This is a genomic window from Pseudomonas sp. BYT-1, assembly GCF_023611805.1.
Taxonomy (GTDB): Bacteria; Pseudomonadota; Gammaproteobacteria; order Pseudomonadales; family Pseudomonadaceae; genus Aquipseudomonas; species Aquipseudomonas guariconensis.
On sequence record NZ_CP072559.1, the window covers coordinates 1,520,033 to 1,539,754 of the forward strand.

18 protein-coding genes are annotated in these 19,722 nt (G+C 62.3%); 14 read left to right on the plus strand and 4 right to left on the minus strand.

The annotated features are described in order from the left end of the window. Positions 1-132: 132 nt before the first annotated feature. From J5X93_RS06935 to phhA, 3 genes are read right to left on the minus strand one after another with little or no spacing between them, the layout of a single operon-like run. Positions 133-1,329 carry an amino acid aminotransferase gene (locus J5X93_RS06935; protein WP_167358103.1) on the minus strand — a complete coding sequence of 399 codons (1,197 nt, stop codon included), beginning with the start codon at positions 1,327-1,329 and terminating at the stop codon, positions 133-135. Continuing rightward, entirely contained in the window at positions 1,326-1,682 is a 357-nt protein-coding gene (locus J5X93_RS06940; protein WP_028691075.1) for a 4a-hydroxytetrahydrobiopterin dehydratase, read from the minus strand. Before J5X93_RS06940 ends, J5X93_RS06935 begins: the two co-directional genes overlap by 4 nt. A 39-nt stretch (positions 1,683-1,721) precedes the next feature. Then, positions 1,722-2,510, minus strand: a complete 789-nt coding sequence (gene phhA, locus J5X93_RS06945) for a phenylalanine 4-monooxygenase (protein WP_043209381.1) — start codon at positions 2,508-2,510, stop codon at positions 1,722-1,724. A gap of 257 nt (positions 2,511-2,767) precedes the next feature. Here phhA and J5X93_RS06950 point away from each other — a divergent pair, with 257 nt between their 5' ends. Next, positions 2,768-4,327: a sigma-54-dependent transcriptional regulator gene (locus J5X93_RS06950; protein ID WP_250034592.1), complete on the plus strand. Its 1,560-nt coding sequence runs from the start codon at positions 2,768-2,770 to the stop codon at positions 4,325-4,327. 94 nt (positions 4,328-4,421) lie between these two features. Here the strand turns inward: J5X93_RS06950 and J5X93_RS06955 are convergent, their stop codons facing one another. Then, positions 4,422-4,679: a DUF2790 domain-containing protein gene (locus J5X93_RS06955; RefSeq protein ID WP_043209383.1), complete on the minus strand. Its 258-nt coding sequence runs from the start codon at positions 4,677-4,679 to the stop codon at positions 4,422-4,424. Between the two features lie 417 nt (positions 4,680-5,096). Between J5X93_RS06955 and acs the strand changes: the two genes are divergently transcribed. The 13 genes from acs (at position 5,097) to astE (ending at position 19,690) form a co-directional block, all read left to right on the plus strand. Beyond that, positions 5,097-7,058, plus strand: coding sequence for an acetate--CoA ligase (acs, locus tag J5X93_RS06960; protein ID WP_090345401.1), 1,962 nt, complete (start codon positions 5,097-5,099; stop codon positions 7,056-7,058). 524 nt (positions 7,059-7,582) lie between these two features. Next, entirely contained in the window at positions 7,583-8,368 is a 786-nt protein-coding gene (gene aotJ, locus J5X93_RS06965; protein ID WP_043209388.1) for an L-arginine-binding protein AotJ, read from the plus strand. A 90-nt stretch (positions 8,369-8,458) separates the two neighbouring features. Beyond that, complete coding sequence (locus tag J5X93_RS06970; protein ID WP_043209390.1) at positions 8,459-9,148, plus strand: ABC transporter permease; 690 nt, start codon at positions 8,459-8,461, stop codon at positions 9,146-9,148. Continuing rightward, positions 9,145-9,843: an ABC transporter permease gene (locus J5X93_RS06975; RefSeq protein WP_043209392.1), complete on the plus strand. Its 699-nt coding sequence runs from the start codon at positions 9,145-9,147 to the stop codon at positions 9,841-9,843. The genes J5X93_RS06970 and J5X93_RS06975 overlap by 4 nt, the downstream gene beginning before the upstream one ends. A 22-nt stretch (positions 9,844-9,865) precedes the next feature. Next, positions 9,866-10,630, plus strand: coding sequence for an ABC transporter ATP-binding protein (locus tag J5X93_RS06980; protein ID WP_043209394.1), 765 nt, complete (start codon positions 9,866-9,868; stop codon positions 10,628-10,630). 99 nt (positions 10,631-10,729) lie between these two features. Beyond that, the gene (gene argR / locus J5X93_RS06985; RefSeq protein ID WP_043209396.1) at positions 10,730-11,710 is read left to right on the plus strand and encodes a transcriptional regulator ArgR; all 981 of its coding nucleotides are present in this window, start codon (positions 10,730-10,732) and stop codon (positions 11,708-11,710) included. Between the two features lie 327 nt (positions 11,711-12,037). Further along, on the plus strand, positions 12,038-13,258 hold the full coding sequence (locus J5X93_RS06990) for an aspartate aminotransferase family protein (RefSeq protein ID WP_182941534.1): 1,221 nt from the start codon (positions 12,038-12,040) through the stop codon (positions 13,256-13,258). Between the two features lie 148 nt (positions 13,259-13,406). Further along, positions 13,407-14,426, plus strand: coding sequence for an arginine/ornithine succinyltransferase subunit alpha (gene aruF, locus J5X93_RS06995; RefSeq protein WP_250034594.1), 1,020 nt, complete (start codon positions 13,407-13,409; stop codon positions 14,424-14,426). 81 nt (positions 14,427-14,507) lie between these two features. After that, a complete protein-coding gene (astA, locus tag J5X93_RS07000; RefSeq protein WP_043209403.1) occupies positions 14,508-15,533 on the plus strand; it encodes an arginine N-succinyltransferase in 1,026 nt (341 codons plus the stop codon). Beyond that, the gene (astD, locus tag J5X93_RS07005) at positions 15,534-16,997 is read left to right on the plus strand and encodes a succinylglutamate-semialdehyde dehydrogenase (protein WP_182941532.1); all 1,464 of its coding nucleotides are present in this window, start codon (positions 15,534-15,536) and stop codon (positions 16,995-16,997) included. A 23-nt stretch (positions 16,998-17,020) separates the two neighbouring features. After that, positions 17,021-18,370: an N-succinylarginine dihydrolase gene (gene astB / locus J5X93_RS07010; RefSeq protein WP_250034596.1), complete on the plus strand. Its 1,350-nt coding sequence runs from the start codon at positions 17,021-17,023 to the stop codon at positions 18,368-18,370. A 13-nt stretch (positions 18,371-18,383) separates the two neighbouring features. Continuing rightward, entirely contained in the window at positions 18,384-18,671 is a 288-nt protein-coding gene (locus J5X93_RS07015) for a hypothetical protein (RefSeq protein ID WP_043209409.1), read from the plus strand. 11 nt (positions 18,672-18,682) lie between these two features. Then, positions 18,683-19,690, plus strand: coding sequence for a succinylglutamate desuccinylase (gene astE, locus J5X93_RS07020; RefSeq protein ID WP_043209412.1), 1,008 nt, complete (start codon positions 18,683-18,685; stop codon positions 19,688-19,690). Positions 19,691-19,722: the final 32 nt, after the last annotated feature.

The following is a 19,722-nucleotide window of genomic DNA, read 5'->3' on the forward strand; positions in this document are numbered from 1 at the left end:
TTTTTTCCGCCCTGCGGCGCGGTTTTGCGGGCGGCTATCGGACAATCGGGGAAGCTTTTTCGCGGGGGTAAGCCCGCTCCGGCAAAGGCCTCGTGCAAGCCTTGGCAGAGCGGTTTACCCGCGAATAGGCACTTACCGGCAGACGTCGGCGATGGCCGCTGCCAGTTGCTCCAGTCGCTGCGCATCGGCCCCGGCGATATTCGCCCGACCTGTGCCGACCATGTACACACTGTGCTTTTCACGCAGCAGGCGGACCTGCTCCGGGTTCAGCCCTGTGTAGGAGAACATCCCGCGTTGCGCGGCGATGTGGGCGAAGCGCTCGGCCAGACCATGGGGGGCCAAGGCCTTGACCAGTCCCTCGCGCAATTCGGCGATGCGCTGGCGCATGGCGTTGACCTCTTCGATCCAGAGCGCCTTGAGGGCCGGATCGCCGAGGATCTGTGCGACCACCGCGGCGCCATGGTCCGGTGGTGTGGACCACAGGTTGCGGGCCAGCAGCGCCAGTTGGCTACGTACATCCAGGAGCTTTTCGGCGTCATGGCTGCAGACCAGCAGTGCGCCGGTCCGGTCGCGGTACAAGCCAAAGTTTTTCGAGCAGCTACTGGTGATCAGCAGTTCAGGCAGTTGCGCAGCGAACAGGCGAACCGCCCAGGCGTCTTCTTCCAGACCATCACCGAAACCTTGGTAGGCAAAGTCGATCAGCGGCAGCAGGTTGCGCTTGCGCACGACTTCGAGCACGGCGCGCCAATCGTCCTGGCTCAGGTCGAAACCGGTGGGGTTGTGGCAGCAGGCGTGCAGCAGCACGACGTCGCCTTCCGGAGCCTGTTCCAAAGCGGCCAGCATGCCGGCGACATCCAGGCGGTTGTCCGCACCCACGTAGGGATAATGGGACACCTTAAGCTTGGCGCCAGCAAAAATGGTCTCGTGGATCGGCCAGGTGGGGTCGCTGAGCCAGATGCCACGCCCCGGCAGGCAATGGGCGATGAACTCCGCCGCCAGGCGCAGGGCGCCGGTGCCGCCAGGGGTCTGGGTGGCGCCGGCACGGTGGCTGTCGAGCAGCGGCGAGGCGCTGCCCAAGACCAGTTCGCTGACCAGGCGGCCGAACTCAGCATCGCCATGGCCGCCCACGTAGCTCTTGGTGGCTTGATGCTCCACCAGGCGCTGTTCGGCCTGCTTGACCGCCGCGGGAATCGGGGTCATGCCCTGGGCGTCCTTGAACACGCCCACGCCCAGGTCGAACTTGGCCGGGTTGGTGTCGCGGGCGTAGGCTTCCATCAGCCCGAGGATCGGGTCGCCTGGGACCCGGCCAATGGCCGCGAAATGCATCACTTGCGCCCTTCGGCGGTCTTGGCGACTTCGTCGGTGCGGGCGCACATGATGAAGTCGTTGCGGTGCAGGCCCTTGATCGAGTGGCTCCACCAGGTAACGGTGACCTTGCCCCACTCGGTCAGCAGACCAGGGTGGTGGCCTTCGGCTTCGGCGATTTCACCGATGGCGTTGGTAAAGGCCAGGGCATGCTTGAAGTTCTTGAACAGGAAGACACGCTCCAGCTCCATGTGGCCGTCACGCACTTCAATGTTCCAGTCCGGGATCTCACGGATCAGTTCGGCCAGTTCTTCGTCGGTGACTTTAGGGGCGTCGGCGCGGCAGGCTTCGCAATGGGCTTGGTTCAAGGCATTCATGGGTGTTTTTCCGATTTGAGTTGTTATCGACAAGGCAGCTCAGGCAGCCGCCTTGGGTGGAAACTTCGGCGCGTGCAGGCCCAGTTTCATGGCCTGGTGGACCATGCCCATGATGTCTTCGTGGGCCAGGTCGAACAAACGCTTGAGGTTAGGCAGGACAAAGTACAGAGGCTGCAGGATATCGATGCGATAGGGCGTGCGCATGGCTTCGATCGGATCGAACGCCTGGTGCTCTGGCTCGTCGGACAGGCTGTAGACGGTTTCCTTGGGCGAGGAGAGGATGCCGCCGCCGTAGATCTTGCGACCTTGGGCAGTCTCCATCAGGCCGAACTCGATGGTCATCCAGTACAGGCGGGCCAGGTAGACGCGTTCTTCCTTGGTCGCCGCCAGGCCCAGCTTGCCGTAGGTGTGGGTGAACTCGGCGAACCAGGGGTTGGTCAGCAGCGGGCAATGGCCGAAGATCTCATGGAAGATGTCCGGTTCCTGCAGGTAGTCCAGCTCTTCGGGGGTACGGATGAACGTGGCCACCGGGAAGCGTTTGCTGGCCAGCAGCTCGAAGAAGGTCTGGAAAGGGATCAACGCAGGGACGCGGGCGACTTGCCAGCCGGTGGTGGCGCCCAGGACCTTGTTGATTTCGCCCAGTTGCGGGATGCGGTCGTAGGGCAGCTTGAGCTGCTCGATGCCGTCGAGGTATTCCTGGCAGGCGCGGCCTTCGATCACTTTCATCTGTCGGGTGATCAGGGTGTTCCACACCGCGTGTTCCTGTTGCGGGTAGTCGATAAAACCATGCGCATCGGGCTCGCGTGCCACGTATTGCGTCTGTTTCATGTGGCTCTCCTGGTGAGGGCTTTCTTGTTATGTGCAGGACATGCCTTAAGGAATATCCCCTTGCCTGAGCCTTTGCACGGGGTATGGCGCGTGGGTGGGCCGAATCGCTACGTAGTTTCTGTAACGTTAATTTTACAAAAAGGCCGGGATGCCGGAAAATCACAGGCATCGAGCTGGCCTTAGCTGGGTTTTTGTCAGCTTATCTTTACGACTTTTCCACGCGTCGCTGAAATTTCTGCGCGCCTCGGGGCTTTTCCATGCGTATCAAAGTGCATTGTCAGAACCGCATCGGCATCCTGCGGGACATCCTCAACCTGTTGGTGGAATACGGCATCAACGTGTTGCGTGGGGAGGTTGGCGGCGATCACGGCAATGCCATCTACCTGCACTGCCCGAACCTGATCAACCTGCAGTTCCAGGCGCTGCGGCCCAAGTTCGAGTCGATCGCCGGTGTGTTCGGGGTCAAACGCGTAGGCTTGATGCCCAGCGAACGCCGGCACATGGAACTCAACGCCTTGCTCGGTGCGCTGGATTTCCCGGTATTGTCGGTCGACATGGGCGGCAGCATCGTCGCGGCCAACCGCGGCGCCGCCCAGTTGCTGGGGGTGCGGGTCGACGAAGTGCCGGGGCTTCCGCTGGCGCGCTATGTCGAGGACTTCGACCTGCCGGAACTGGTACGGGCCAACAAGTCGCGGATCAACGGCTTGCGCGTCAAGGTCAAGGGCGATGTGTTTCTTGCCGATATCGCGCCGCTGCAATCGGAGCACGACGACAGCGAGGCGCTGGCGGGTGCGGTGCTGACGCTACACCGGGCAGATCGTATCGGTGAGCGTATCTACAACGTGCGCAAGCAGGAGCTGCGCGGCTTCGACAGTATTTTCCAGAGCTCTCGGGTGATGGCTGCGGTGGTGCGCGAGGCGCGGCGCATGGCGCCTCTGGATGCACCGCTGCTGATCGAAGGCGAAACGGGTACCGGCAAGGAGCTGTTGGCGCGTGCCTGTCACCTGGCCAGCCCACGCGGCCAGGCGCCGCTGATGGCACTCAACTGCGCGGGCCTTCCGGAATCGATGGCTGAGACTGAGCTGTTCGGCTATGGCCCGGGGGCTTTCGAAGGCGCCCGGGCCGAAGGCAAGCTGGGCCTGCTGGAGCTGACCGCCGGTGGCACGTTGTTTCTCGACGGTGTGGGAGAGATGAGCCCGCGCCTGCAGGTCAAGCTGCTGCGGTTCCTGCAGGATGGCTGCTTCCGCCGGGTGGGCAGTGACGAGGAGGTGTATCTCGATGTGCGGGTCATTTGCGCCACCCAGGTCGATCTCTCCGAGTTGTGCGCCCGGGGCGAGTTCCGCCAGGACCTGTATCACCGCCTCAATGTGTTGTCGCTGCATATCCCGCCGCTGCGCGAGTGCATGGACGGGCTGGACGGGCTGGTGCAGCATTTTCTCGACCAGGCCAGTCGGCAGATTGGTTGCCCGATGCCGCGTCTGGCGCCAGCGGCGATGGACAAGCTCAGCCAGTACCACTGGCCAGGCAATGTGCGCCAGTTGGAGAACGTGCTGTTCCAGGCGGTGTCGTTGTGCGAGGGCGGTGTAGTGAAGGGCGAGCATATTCGCCTGCCAGACTATGGGGCGCGGCAACCATTGGGTGAGTTTTCGCTGGAAGGGGATCTTGCGCAAATTGTCGGACGATTTGAAAAGGCCGTGCTGGAATCCTTGATGACGGAATATTCCAGTAGTCGAGCGCTGGGCAAACGTCTGGGTGTTTCACATACGACAATAGCCAATAAGTTGCGCGATTACTCGCTCAACAAATCGGCGGAATGAAGTAAGAGATATGAATTACTCGGATATTGAGTAAACACAACTTTTGGCGCCGCGCCTCGGGATGTTCGAGGCGCAGCGGGCGTTACTGCCAATGTCAGCCGTTGGAGCAGCCGTTGCCCATCACGCGGTATTCGAGGATGTGCTTCTGGCCCTGGGAATCCTCATACGTCATGCGGGCTGGAACCACTTCACAGACGTTCGGGACTTCGCTCATGGAGAGCACCCGGGCGATGTCCAGATGCTGCGAGTAACTGTACTGCTCAACCGGAATCTGCTCGACATCCTTTGCAACTTCGTCGGCCATCGCCGCGCTGCAAAGACCGCCAAGTACCAATGCCAGTAACGCTTTCATTTTCAATTTACCTATTTTAGGTCGTGAGGGGGCACGCGGCGCTTTTGGCGCCGCGAGTACAGCCAGGTCTTAACTATCGGATCAAGAGAGGGATCAACTTGCCTTCGTGGGGGCTGTTACTTGAGTTAATCGCCTTGCCGTTGTTGGCGAGATGAATTTTATGGCGGGGCAGTGCACTGAAACAGATGGACTTTTGATAAAGTTTTTTTGCCTTTTGACAGAATCTGTAACAATCCCCAGGATCGGCTCCTCGTTTTTTTTTCTTCACCGCCCTGTGAGTGCTGGGTTAGAGCGGTTGTGTAAGTTTTTGTAGGGAATTCAGCGTTTCGCTACTACCAACGTCGAATGGCTTTTCGCGCTCTGGTACAGTTACAAACGATTCCATACAAAAACAACTATTACACCGAGGTAAAACAGATGAGTGCGGCTCCCCTGTATCCCGTTCGTCCCGAGGTTGCGGCCAATACCCTGACCGACGAGGCCACCTACAAGGCCATGTACCAGCAGTCGGTGATCAACCCGGACGGCTTCTGGCGCGAGCAGGCCCAGCGCCTGGACTGGATCAAGCCCTTCACCAAGGTCAAGCAGACCTCCTTCGACGATCACCATGTCGACATCAAGTGGTTCGCTGATGGCACTCTGAACGTTTCCTACAACTGCCTCGACCGTCATCTGGCCGAGCGTGGCGATCAGGTCGCCATCATTTGGGAAGGCGACGACCCGGCTGACAGCCGTAACATCACCTATCGCGAGTTGCACGAACAGGTCTGCAAGTTCGCCAACGCCCTGCGTGGCCAGGACGTGCACCGCGGTGACGTGGTGACTATCTATATGCCGATGATCCCTGAGGCCGTGGTGGCCATGCTGGCCTGCGCACGCATCGGCGCGATCCACTCGGTGGTGTTCGGTGGCTTCTCGCCCGAGGCGTTGGCTGGGCGCATCATCGACTGCCGCTCGAAGGTCGTCATCACCGCCGACGAAGGTGTGCGCGGTGGTCGTCGTACCCCGCTCAAGGCCAATGTCGACCTGGCTCTGACCAACCCTGAAACCAGCAGCGTTCAGAAGATCATCGTGTGCAAGCGCACTGGCGGTGACATTGCCTGGCACCAGCACCGTGACATCTGGTACGAGGACTTGATGAAGGTCGCCTCCAGCCACTGCGCCCCGAAGGAAATGGGTGCCGAGGAGCCGCTGTTCATCCTTTATACCTCCGGCTCGACCGGCAAGCCCAAGGGTGTGCTGCACACCACCGGTGGCTACCTGGTGTACGCCGCACTGACCCACGAGCGGGTGTTCGACTACCGTCCGGGCGAAGTCTACTGGTGCACCGCCGACGTGGGTTGGGTCACCGGTCACAGCTATATCGTCTACGGCCCTCTGGCCAACGGCGCGACCACGCTGTTGTTCGAAGGCGTGCCGAACTACCCGGACATCACCCGCGTGTCGAAGATCATCGACAAGCACAAGGTCAACATTCTCTACACCGCACCGACTGCCATTCGCGCCATGATGGCCGAAGGGCAGGCCGCAGTGGCCGGTGCCGACGGCTCCAGCCTGCGCCTGCTGGGTTCGGTGGGCGAGCCGATCAACCCTGAAGCCTGGAACTGGTACTACCAGACTGTGGGCAAGGAGCGTTGCCCGATCGTCGACACTTGGTGGCAAACCGAGACGGGCGGCATCCTGATCAGCCCGCTGCCAGGCGCCACGGGCCTGAAGCCTGGCTCGGCGACCCGTCCGTTCTTCGGCGTAGTGCCGGCGTTGGTGGACAACCTGGGCAATCTGATCGAGGGCGCTGCCGAGGGTAACCTGGTGATCCTCGACTCCTGGCCGGGCCAGTCGCGTTCGTTGTACGGCGACCACGACCGCTTCGTCGATACCTACTTCAAGACCTTCCGCGGCATGTATTTCACCGGTGACGGTGCCCGCCGTGACGAGGATGGCTACTACTGGATCACCGGCCGCGTCGATGACGTGCTCAACGTCTCCGGTCACCGCATGGGCACGGCCGAGATCGAAAGCGCCATGGTGGCGCATGCCAAGGTCGCCGAAGCTGCGGTGGTGGGCGTGCCGCACGACATCAAGGGGCAGGGCATCTATGTGTACGTGACGCTCAATGCTGGCGAGCAACCGAGCGAGGCGCTGCGTCTGGAGCTTAAGAACTGGGTGCGCAAGGAGATCGGCCCGATCGCTTCGCCGGACGTGATCCAGTGGGCGCCGGGGCTGCCCAAGACTCGCTCGGGCAAGATCATGCGGCGCATCCTGCGCAAGATCGCCACGGGTGAATACGATGCGTTGGGGGACATCTCGACGCTGGCCGACCCTGGGGTGGTGCAGCATCTGATCGACACCCACAAGTCGATGGCGTTGGCGTCGGCGTGATGGTTGTGGGGCGCTTCGCGCCCCTTTCGCTCGCGTTTTTCGAAACAACGAAACCCCGCTCGGGCAACCGGCGGGGTTTTTGCTTTACTGGAGGGATGTTACCCGACATTCATCGGTAACCTTTCCTGTCACCGGATTCGCACAAAAGCGGGGCGAGTCGAAACAGTTAGATACCTTTGTGGTGCTGCGCGCGGGCTTTTCTTGCAAGCTGGCACGCTGGACTTGCCGGAGTACAAGGCTTTGCCAATAATAGGCCCGCTTATTGCTTGGCTTATAGGTTATTTTTCTTTTGCTCTTGCATATTGCGCGGGAGCTGTCAATATCGCCCGCCGCGGTTCAAGGCGCTTCTGTAAGTAGTTGTCGCTTTGAAGAAATATCGGCCACCGGGCTGTCGTTAAAATGCCACTCACTCGCTCGTGGTCTGCGACCTTGGTCGATACCCCCGCGGCTCGCGTTGTACCCATTCGCATGTCGGGCAGTCGTTACACCTGCCTTGTATTGCCCTGTACCGATGGAGTTACCTGATGAAGAAGCTCGCACTGCTTGGCGCCCTGGCGCTGTCCGTGTTGTCCCTGGTATCGCAGGCCGATGAGAAACCGTTGAAAATCGGTATCGAGGCTGCCTACCCACCCTTCGCCTTCAAGCAACCCGACGGCAGCATCGCCGGTTTCGACTACGACATCGGCAACGCCCTGTGCGAAGAGATGAAAGCCAAGTGCACCTGGGTCGAGCAAGAGTTCGACGGCCTGATCCCGGCGCTGAAAGTGCGCAAGATCGACGCCATTCTCTCGTCCATGTCTATCACCGAAGACCGCAAGAAGTCGGTCGACTTCACCAAGCGCTACTACCTGACCCCGGCTCGCCTGGTCATGAAGGATGGCACTCAGGTCAGCGAAGACCTGCATGAACTCAGCGGCAAGAAGATCGGCGTGCAGCGCGGTTCGATCCATGACCGCTTCGCCAAGGAAGTCCTGGCGCCCAAAGGGGCCACCGTCGTGCCTTACGGCACTCAGAACGAAATCTATCTCGACGTCGCAGCCGGTCGCCTGGACGGCACCGTTGCCGACGCCACCCTGCTCGAGGACGGCTTCCTCAAGACTGACGCCGGCAAGGGCTTTGCCTTCGTCGGTCCATCGTTCACCGACGTGAAGTACTTCGGTGACGGCGTCGGCATCGCCGTGCGCAAGGGCGACAACGCCAATCGTGAGCGCATCAATGCCGCGATCGACGCGATCCGCAAGAACGGTAAGTACAAGGCCATCGAAGCCAAGTACTTCAACTTCGACATCTATGGGCCTGAAGCTCAGTAAGACGTCGGGTTTCACCTGTGCAATGGTGCAAACAGCAGAGGCTCTGAGGTTTGCACCATTTTTCATTCCAAGTCCCGAGGAATCCCAATCATGTTGAAAGGCTACGGGGCAGTCATCCTCGATGGGGCATGGCTGACGCTGCAGCTCGCCCTGTCGTCGATGGCCCTGGCTATCGTGCTTGGCCTGATCGGCGTGGCGCTGCGTTTGTCGCCAGTACGCTGGTTGGCCTGGCTGGGTGATATGTACGCCACGGTGATCCGTGGCATTCCAGATCTGGTGCTGATCCTGCTGATCTTCTATGGCGGTCAGGATCTGATCAACCGCATTGCGCCGCTGGTCGGCTATGAAGACTACATTGACCTCAATCCGTTAGTGGCCGGTGTGGGCACCTTGGGCTTCATTTTCGGTGCGTACCTTTCCGAAACATTCCGCGGTGCCTTCCTGGGTATACCCAAAGGGCAGGCCGAGGCGGGCATGGCCTATGGCATGAGCGGCATGCAGGTTTTCTTCCGCATCATGGTGCCGCAAATGATCCGTCTGGCGATCCCGGGCTTCACCAACAACTGGTTGGTGCTGACCAAGGCCACGGCGCTGATCTCGGTGGTCGGCCTGCAGGACATGATGTTCAAGGCCAAGCAGGCGGCCGACGCCACACGCGAGCCTTTTACCTTCTTCCTGGCAGTAGCGGCACTGTACCTGGTGCTCACCAGCATCTCGCTGCTGGCCCTGAAGTACCTCGAGCGACGCTATTCGGTGGGCGTAAAGGTGGCTGAACTATGATCTTCGACTACAACGTCATCTGGGAGGCCATGCCCCTTTACCTGGGCGGCCTGCTGACCACCTTGAAGCTGCTGGCGCTGTCGCTGTTCTTCGGCTTGCTGACGGCCATTCCCCTGGGCCTGATGCGTGTCTCCAAGCAGCCGCTGGTGAGCCTGGTCGCCTGGCTCTATACCTATGTGATCCGTGGCACGCCGATGCTCGTGCAGCTGTTCCTGATCTACTACGGTCTGGCGCAGTTCGAAGCCGTGCGCGAAAGCTTCCTCTGGCCCTGGCTGTCGAGCGCGACCTTCTGCGCGTGCCTGGCCTTTGCGATCAATACCAGCGCCTACACGGCCGAGATCATCGCCGGCAGTCTGCGGGCCACCCCGCACGGTGAGATCGAAGCGGCCAAGGCCATGGGCATGTCGCGCATGATGATGTACCGCCGCATCCTGCTGCCGTCGGCCTTGCGCCGGGCGCTGCCGCAGTACAGCAACGAGGTGATCATGATGCTGCAGACCACCAGTCTGGCCTCGATCGTCACCCTGATCGACATCACGGGCGCGGCACGTACCGTCAATGCCCAGTACTACCTGCCTTTCGAGGCCTACATCACGGCGGGCGTGTTCTACCTGTGCCTGACCTTCATTCTGGTGCGCCTGTTCAAGATGGCCGAACGCCGCTGGCTCAGCTACCTGGCGCCACGCAAGCACTGATCGCTCTGTGAGAACCGACAGCATGTACAAACTTCAAGTCCAAGACCTGCATAAGCGCTACGGCAGCCACGAAGTGCTCAAGGGCATTTCGCTCGAAGCCAAGGCGGGCGACGTGATCAGCATCATCGGCTCCAGTGGTTCGGGCAAGTCGACCTTCCTGCGCTGCATCAACCTGCTCGAGCAGCCGCACGCCGGGAAGATCCTGCTCAACAATGAAGAGCTCAAGCTGGTCCCCGGCAAGGATGGCGCCCTCAAGGCCGCCGACCCCAAACAGTTGCAGCGCATGCGTTCGCGCCTGTCGATGGTGTTCCAGCACTTCAACCTCTGGTCGCACATGACGGCGCTGGAGAACGTGATCGAGGCTCCTGTGCATGTGCTGGGCGTGAGCCGCAAGCAAGCGCTGGAAAAAGCCGAGCACTACTTGAACAAGGTGGGCGTGGCCCATCGCAAGGATGCCTTCCCCGGGCACATGTCCGGTGGTGAGCAGCAGCGGGTCGCGATCGCCCGGGCCTTGGCCATGGAGCCTGAGGTGATGCTGTTCGACGAGCCGACCTCGGCCCTTGACCCGGAGCTGGTGGGCGATGTGCTCAAGGTCATGCAATCGCTGGCTCAGGAAGGCCGCACCATGGTCGTGGTGACTCACGAAATGGGCTTCGCCCGTGAGGTGTCCAACCAATTGGTGTTCCTGCACAAGGGGTTGGTGGAAGAGCGCGGCAACCCGCGTGAAGTGCTGGTCAATCCGCAGTCGGAGCGACTCAAGCAGTTTCTTTCCGGCAGCCTGAAGTAAAGGCTGCACCTTGCACCAGAATAGGGCATGCTGCGCAGCGAAGCGCAGCCTGACCCGGCGCCACAGACACGAACGATCCCAGGTTTCGGACCACGCCCTATGACCACCCAGCGAATCGGATTTCTCATCTGGCCCAGTACCCGGCCGCTGACCCTGGCGCTGGCCGAGGAAGTGCTGCAGGTCGCCCAGCGGGTGCATCCGGATGTGTCTTACGAGTTGGTGTTTCTCCAGGCTGAAGTAGCGCCCGACGGGGCCTGGCGCTTGCCGGGCGAGCCTTGGAGCGGTCGTCTGGAGGGCTGTCAGAAGCTCTTTCTTCTGGCGGATGAGCCGCCAGTGGCGGTGGGCTCGGCCCTGTCGTCCGCGCTCAAGCAATTGGCGCGCAGCGGTTGCCTGATCGGTGGTCTGTCGGCCGGTGTGTACCCGCTGGCGGCGCTGGGTCTGCTCGATGGTTATCGCGCCGCAGTGCACTGGCGTTGGCAGGATGACTTTGCCGAGCGCTTTCCCAAGGTCATCGCCACCAGTCACCTATTCGACTGGGACCGTGATCGCCTGACCGCATGCGGTGGCATGGCTGTCACCGACCTGCTGCTGGCGGTGCTGGCGCGTGATCACGGCGCCGAGCTTGCCGGAGCGGTGTCTGAGGAGCTGGTGGTCGAGCGCATCCGTGAAGGAGGCGAGCGCCAGCGTATTCCGCTGCAGAATCGGCTCGGCTCCAGCCATCCGAAGCTCACCCAGGCGGTGCTGCTGATGGAGGCCAACATCGAAGAGCCGCTGACCACCGACGAAATCGCCCAGCACGTGTGCGTGTCCCGTCGGCAACTCGAGCGAATCTTCAAGCAGTACCTCAATCGCGTACCCAGCCAGTATTACTTGGAGCTGCGCCTGAACAAGGCGCGGCAGATGCTGATGCAGACCAGCAAGTCGATCATCCAGATCGGGTTGTCGTGCGGGTTTTCCTCCGGGCCGCATTTCTCCAGTGCCTACCGCAACTTCTTTGGGGCCACCCCGCGCGAAGACCGCAATCAGCGGCGCAGCGCCAGCCCGTTCGAGCTCAGTTCGGCGCCTGCCGAAAAGGGCTGAGTCTGATCGTTCGAGTCGGCCTTTTTCGCAGGTGAACCTGCGCCTGCAGGTCCCCGTCGGCGTTGGTGCCCGGCGTGGCCTGTCGGGCGGGCTCACCTGCGAAAAGGCCACCGCTCTTCTTATGTGAACACCCGTTCACCCATCCCTTTCTCTCCCGTACACTGCGCGATTGCGACAGTGTTTGTCGCATTGCCGAAAACCTGCCTGAAACAGGGTTTTGCGCTGTAACAAGTTGTCGCCTGGCAGCAAGGACAGGCGCCGATCAGTCCTTACAATCCCCCCATCGCTCGCCACTTCCAGGCCAGCGTTCCTCTTCAGGAGACTCAGATGTCCGTTGAGCAAGCCCCGGTGCAACGTGCCGATTTCGACCAGGTCATGGTTCCCAACTATTCTCCGGCGGCCTTCATTCCTGTGCGAGGCGAGGGCTCCCGAGTCTGGGACCAGTCGGGTCGCGAACTGATCGACTTCGCCGGTGGTATCGCCGTGAACGCCTTGGGTCACTGCCATCCGGCGCTGGTCAAGGCCCTCACCGAGCAGGCCAATACCCTGTGGCATGTGTCCAACGTCTTCACCAACGAGCCGGCCCTGCGCCTGGCCCACAAGCTGGTGGACGCGACCTTCGCCGAGCGTGCCTTCTTCTGCAACTCTGGCGCCGAGTCCAACGAGGCCGCTTTCAAGCTGGCCCGTCGCGTGGCCCATGACCGCTTCGGCCCGGAGAAGCACGAGATCATCGCCACCGTGAACAGCTTCCACGGTCGCACCCTGTTCACCGTCAGTGTCGGTGGCCAGCCCAAGTACTCCGATGGCTTCGGTCCGAAGATCACCGGTATCAGCCATGTGCCATACAACGACCTCGAAGCGCTGAAAGCCCAGATTTCCGACAAGACGTGCGCTGTGGTGATCGAGCCGATCCAGGGCGAGAGTGGTGTGGTTCCGGCTGACAAGGCCTACCTGGAAGGCGCGCGCAAGCTGTGCGACGAATACAACGCGCTGCTGATCTTCGACGAAGTGCAGACCGGCGTGGGCCGTACCGGCTCGCTGTATGCCTACCAGCACTATGGCGTGACCCCGGATATCCTCACCAGCGCCAAGAGCCTGGGCGGCGGCTTCCCGATTGGCGCCATGCTGACCACCACCGACCTTGCCAAGCACCTGGCCGTCGGCACCCACGGCACCACCTATGGCGGTAACCCGCTGGCCTGCGCCGTGGCCTGCGCCGTGCTCGACGTGGTCAACACGCCTGAGACGCTGGCCGGCATCAAGGCCAAGCACGAGCGCTTCAAGTCTCGCCTGGAGAAGATCGGCCAGCAGTCCGGCCTGTTCACCCAGGTGCGTGGCGTCGGCCTGCTGATCGGTTGCGTGCTCAGCGATGCCTGGAAAGGCAAGGCCAAGGACATCCTCAATGCCGCCGAGAAAGAAGGCGTGATGGTCCTGCAAGCCGGCCCGGACGTGGTGCGCTTCGCCCCGAGCTTGGTGGTGGAAGATGCTGACATCGACGAAGGTCTGGCGCGCTTCGAGCGTGCTGTGGCCAAGCTGACCCAGGGCTGATAGCCCGCGGTCACCTTCGCCGGCCCTGACTGCGGTCGGGGCTGGCGATACCCGAATTTCTGCGCGGGCGCCCGCTTTCCAACGAAGTAGCGCGCCCGTTGTTTTTCCGTGCCGATGCGTCGGCCTGTTTTCCCAAAGGAGTGACACCATGCTGGTGATGCGCCCCGCGCAAATGGCGGATCTGAACGAAGTGCAGCGCATGGCTGCCGACAGCCCCATTGGTGTCACCTCGCTGCCCGACGACGCCGGTCGCCTGGGCGACAAGATCGCCGCCTCGGAAACGTCGTTTGCCGCCGAAGTGAGCTTCAACGGCGAAGAAAGCTACTTCTTCGTCCTTGAGGACAACGAAACCGGCAAGCTCGTCGGTTGCTCGGCGATCGTCGCCTCGGCGGGCTACTCCGAGCCGTTCTACAGTTTTCGTAACGAGACCTTCGTGCACGCCTCGCGCGAGCTGAAGATCCACAACAAGATCCACGTCCTGTCGTTGTGCCACGACCTGACCGGCAACAGCCTGCTGACCAGCTTCTACGTGCTGCCGGAGTTGGTGAACGGCGCCTTCGCCGAACTCAACTCCCGCGGTCGTCTGCTGTTCATGGCTTCGCATCCGGAGCGCTTTGCCGATTCGGTGGTCACCGAGATCGTCGGCTACAGCGACGAGCAGGGGGAGTCGCCGTTCTGGGACGCCATCGGTCGCAACTTCTTCGACCTCAACTACGCCGACGCCGAGCGCCTGTGTGGCCTGAAGAGCCGCACCTTCCTCGCCGAACTGATGCCGCACTACCCGATCTACGTGCCGCTGCTGGCCGATGAGGCTCAGGAGGCCATGGGCCAGGTCCATCCGCGAGCGCAGATCACCTTCGACATCCTCATGCGCGAAGGCTTCGAGACCGAGCACTACATCGACATCTTCGACGGTGGCCCGACGTTGCACGCGCGCACCTCGGGCATCCGCTCGATCGCCCAGAGCCGGGTGGTGCCGGTAAAACTCGACGATAGCCCGATCAAGGGCGGGCGCGCCTATCTGGTCTGCAACGGCCAGTTGCAGGATTACCGCGCCGTGCTGCTGGAGCTGGACTGGGTGCCGGGTAAACCGGTCAGCCTCAGCCACGAAGCCGCTGATGCCCTGGGGGTCGGTGAGGGCGGCAGTGTCCGCCTGGTCGCCGTCTAAGCCTGCGCCCGGCCCGCCCGTGTCGGGGCGCCGGTTCAGAGAGATTCGCGGTAGGCACGAGCCGCCGCACAAGGAGATAGCATGATCGTTCGTCCCGTACGCAGCAGCGACTTACCCGCGCTGATCGAATTGGCACGCAGCACCGGCACCGGCCTGACCACCTTGCCGGCCAACGAAGGTCGCCTCGGACACCGTGTCGGCTGGGCCGAGAAGAGCTTCCGTGGCGAGGCCGAGCGCGCTGATACCGACTACCTGTTCGTGCTGGAGAACGACGAAGGCCTGGTGGTCGGCATCTGCGCCATCGCCGGCGCCGTGGGACTGCGCGAGCCTTGGTACAACTACCGCGTCGGCCTGACCGTCAGCGCCTCCCAGGAACTGAAGATCTATCGCGAGATCCCGACCCTGTTCCTGGCCAACGACCTGACGGGCAACTCCGAGCTGTGCTCCCTGTTCCTGCGGGGCGACTACCGCAGCGGCCTCAATGGCCGCCTGTTGTCCAAGGCGCGCATGCTGTTCATCGCCGAATTCCCAGAGCTGTTCGGCAACAAGATCATCGCCGAAATGCGTGGCATGTCCGACGAGAACGGTCGTTCGCCATTCTGGGAGAGCCTGGGACGGCACTTCTTCAAGATGGAGTTCAGCCAGGCCGACTACCTTACCGGTGTAGGCAACAAGTCCTTCATCGCAGAACTGATGCCCAAGTTCCCGCTGTATACCTGCTTCCTGTCGGAGGCTGCGCGCAACATCATCGGTCGTGTGCACCCCGACACCGAGCCTGCGCTGGCCATGCTCAAGCGCGAAGGCTTCAGTTACCAGGGCTATGTCGACATCTTCGACGCCGGCCCGGCCATCGAATGCGAAACCTCGAAGATCCGTGCCGTGCGCGAAAGCCAGACCCTGGTGCTGGCGGTCGGGACGCCAGGCGACGATGCGACCCCTTATCTGATTCATAACCGCAAGCGCGAGGACTGCCGCATCACCGCGGCGCCGGCACGCCTGGCGGCTGGCACTTTGGTAGTCGATCCACAGACCGCCAAGCGCCTGCGCCTGGGGGCCGGCGACAGTGTGCGCGCCGTGACGCTGTCCGCTAGCCGGGAGGCCAATTAAATGACGACCCATTACATCGCCGGCCAATGGCAGGCCGGGCAGGGCCAGGCCCTGCAATCGCTCAACCCGGTGACCCAGGCCGTAGTCTGGGAGGGGCAGGGGGCCGACGAGGCGCAGGTGCAGGCAGCCGTGCAGGCCGCACGCCAGGCCTTTCCAGCCTGGGCGCAGTTGAGCCTGGATGCGCGCATCGGTGTGCTGGAAACCTTTGCCGAAAAGCTCAAGGCCAATGGTGACGCCCTGGCCCGCTGCATCGGCGAGGAAACCGGCAAGCCTCTGTGGGAATCGGCCACCGAAGTCACCAGCATGGTCAACAAAGTGGCCATCTCGGTGCAGAGCTACCGTGAGCGTACGGGCGAGAAGAGTGGGCCCCTGGCCGACGCCACTGCCGTGCTGCGACATAAACCCCACGGCGTGGTGGCGGTGTTCGGCCCTTACAACTTCCCTGGGCACCTGCCCAACGGCCACATCGTCCCGGCCTTGCTGGCGGGCAATTGCGTGGTGTTCAAACCCAGTGAGCTGACCCCCAAGGTGGCCGAGCTGACCGTCAAGTGTTGGATCGAGGCGGGGCTGCCGGCAGGCGTGCTCAACCTGGTGCAAGGCGCCCGTGAGACCGGTGTCGCGCTGGCCGCCAATCCCGGTATCGATGGTCTGTTCTTCACCGGCTCCAGCCGTACCGGCAACCTGTTGCACCAGCAGTTCGCTGGTCGTCCGGACAAGATCCTCGCCCTGGAGATGGGCGGCAACAACCCGTTGGTGGTGGACGAGGTCCAGGACCTGGACGCTGCCGTCTATACCATCATCCAGTCTGCCTTCATTTCCGCCGGCCAGCGCTGCACCTGCGCTCGCCGCCTGCTGGTGCCTCAAGGCGCCTGGGGTGACGCGCTGCTGGCGCGTCTGGTCGAAGTCAGCCGTGCCATCAGTGTCGGCGCGTTCGACCAGCAACCGGCGCCGTTCATGGGGTCGGTGATTTCGCTGCAGGCTGCCCGCGCACTGCTGGATGCCCAGGCCGAGTTGCTGGGTAAAGGCGCCGTGGCGCTGCTGGAGATGACCCAGCCACAAGCCGGCGCTGCCCTGCTGACCCCCGGCATCATCGACGTCACTGCTGTGGCTGGCCGCCCGGACGAAGAATTTTTCGGCCCCCTGCTGCAAGTGATCCGCTACAGCGACTTCGATGCCGCGATCGACGAGGCCAACAACACCCAGTACGGCCTGGCCGCAGGGCTGCTGTCGGACTCCCGGGCGCGCTACCAGTACTTCTGGCTGCGCAGTCGCGCCGGCATCGTCAACTGGAACAAACAACTGACCGGCGCCGCCAGCAGCGCGCCGTTCGGTGGCGTCGGGGCCAGCGGCAACCACCGCGCCAGCGCCTATTACGCGGCTGATTATTGCGCCTACCCAGTGGCTTCGCTGGAGACCGCGAGCCTCACTCTGCCGGCGACCCTGACGCCGGGCGTCACCCTATAACAACAGGTCTCGGAGCCTAGCCGATGAAATCCTACGAAGTGAATTTTGATGGCCTGGTGGGGCCTACCCACAACTATGGTGGTCTGTCCTACGGCAACGTGGCTTCGCAGAGCAACAGCCAGCAGCAGTCCAACCCGCGTGAAGCGGCGCGCCAAGGCTTGGCGAAGATGAAGGCTCTGGCCGACATGGGCTTCAAGCAAGGCGTGCTGGCCCCGCAGGAGCGTCCGGACGTTGCAGCCTTGCGTCGCCTGGGCTTCAGCGGCAGCGACGCCGAGGTGATCCGCCGCGCGGCGAAAGAGGCCATGCCTCTGCTGGTGGCAAGCTGCTCGGCCTCGAGCATGTGGGTGGCCAACGCCGCGACCGTCAGCCCCAGCGCCGACACCGCCGATGGCCGCGTGCATTTCACCGCTGCCAACCTGAACTGCAAGTACCACCGCAGTATCGAGCATCCCACCACCAGCCGTGTGCTGGGCGCCATGTTCGCGGACGAAAAGCACTTCGCCCACCACCAGGCCCTGCCGGCAGTCGCCCAATTCGGTGACGAAGGTGCGGCCAACCACACGCGCTTCTGCCGTACCTATGGCGAGCCAGGCGTTGAGTTCTTCGTCTACGGGCGCAGCGCCTTCGACAGCCGGTACCCGGCGCCGCAGAAGTACCCGGCGCGCCAGACCCTGGAAGCGTCCCAGGCTGTGGCACGGCTGCACGGGCTCGCCGATGACGGTGTGGTCTACGCTCAACAGAACCCGGCGGTGATCGATCAGGGTGTGTTCCACAACGACGTGATTTCGGTAGGCAATGGCGAAGTGCTGTTCTATCACGAGGATGCCTTCCTCGAGACCGATACGGTGCTTGGCCAGTTGCAGGCTAAACTGGCCAGCAAGGGCGGCAACTTCCAGGCGATCCGTGTGCCGCGGGCCGAGGTGACGGTGGAGGACGCGGTGCGCTCCTACCTGTTCAATAGCCAGCTGCTCAGCCGGAATGATGGCTCCATGTTGTTGGTGGTGCCGGAGGAGTGCCGTAACAACGAGCGGGTATGGTCCTACCTGGGGCAGTTGACCAGCCAGGGTGGCCCGGTGAAGGAAGTCCAGGTGTTCGACCTCAAGCAGAGCATGCAGAACGGCGGTGGCCCGGCTTGCCTGCGTCTGCGGGTCGCTTTGAAGGACAACGAACTGGCAGCGGTCAATCCAGGCGTTATCATGACCGCGCCGCTGTACGATACCTTGGTCCAGTGGGTCGACAAGCACTACCGCGATCGCCTGAGCGAAGCGGACCTGGCCGACCCGCAACTGCTGGACGAATGCCGTACGGCACTGGATGAGCTGACCCAAATCCTGAAACTGGGTTCGGTCTATCCGTTCCAACGCCAACCTTGAGAGAGAACTTGTAATGTCCGATGCCCTGCGGCTGATCCTTGAAGACAACGATGGTACCCAGCTGGAAACCTCCTGCACTCGCTTTGCTGTGGTCTGGCAGGGCAAGGAAGTCTGGATCCAGCAGGATGGCCGCGGCCAGCTGCTGATCGGCGTCGACGTGGAGGAAGGCGATACCGAATACGCCAACCTGCTGCTGCGCCCCATGGCGACCAACCTGGTCAGCCTGCAACTGGAAATGGAGCCGGCTGAAGTCGGTGACGACGATCACGTGCATGGCCCGGATTGCGGTCACCATCACTAAGGAAACGCCCTATGCTCGCCCTCGGAAAACTGCTTGACCTGACCCTGGCCGATCATGAACCGGCCGAGAAAACGCAAGTGACGGTCGAGGGCGTGCGCTTGCGCTGGCTGGGGGAGGGCGCCCTTGAGGTACGTCCGCCCGAAGGCAAGGACAATGGCCTGGACCTGCTGCTGTCGGCCGGCATCCACGGCAATGAAACCGCACCCATTGAACTGCTCGACGAGCTCCTCCACGGTGTGGCCCGTGGCGAGATCAAGCCACGGGCGCGTGTATTGTTCCTGTTCGGCAATCCCGAGGCGATCCGCAAGGGCGAGCGTTACGTCGAGCAAGACATCAACCGCCTGTTCAACGGTCGGCATGAACTCTCCAGTGGCCCCGAGGCCTTGCGCGCGGCAGAGCTGGAGCAGTTCGCCCGGGTGTTCTTCAGCCTGCCGGGGCGTACCCGCCTGCATTACGACCTGCACACGGCGATCCGGGGTTCGAAGATCGAGCAGTTCGCGCTGTATCCGTACAAGGAAGGGCGTCGCCATTCCCGTCGTGAGCTGGCTCGCCTGAACGCCGCGGGGATGGAAGCGGTGTTGCTGCAGAACAAGTCATCGATCACCTTCAGTGCTTTCACCTACGAGCAACTGGAAGCCGAGGCTTTCACGCTGGAGCTGGGCAAGGCGCGGCCGTTTGGTCATAACCAGCAAGTCAACCTGGACCGCTTGCAGGCTCGCCTGTTGCAGATCATCGAGGGCAACGAGCCTGAGGGCGAAGAGAGCCTCGATGGATTGCAGCTGTTCAGCGTCGCCCGCGAGATCATCAAGCACAGCGATAACTTCCACCTGCACCTGCCCGCTGACATCGAAAACTTCTCTGAGCTCAGCAAGGGCTACCTGCTGGCTGAAGACCTGGCTGAAATGCGCTGGGTCGTCGAGGAGGAGGGCGCGCGCATCATTTTCCCCAACCCCAAGGTCAGGAATGGGCTGCGCGCTGGCATCTTGATCGTGCCTGCGTTGGCCGGTGAGCTTGGCTGACGCGTTCGCAGACTCTCGTACTTCCAGGCCTG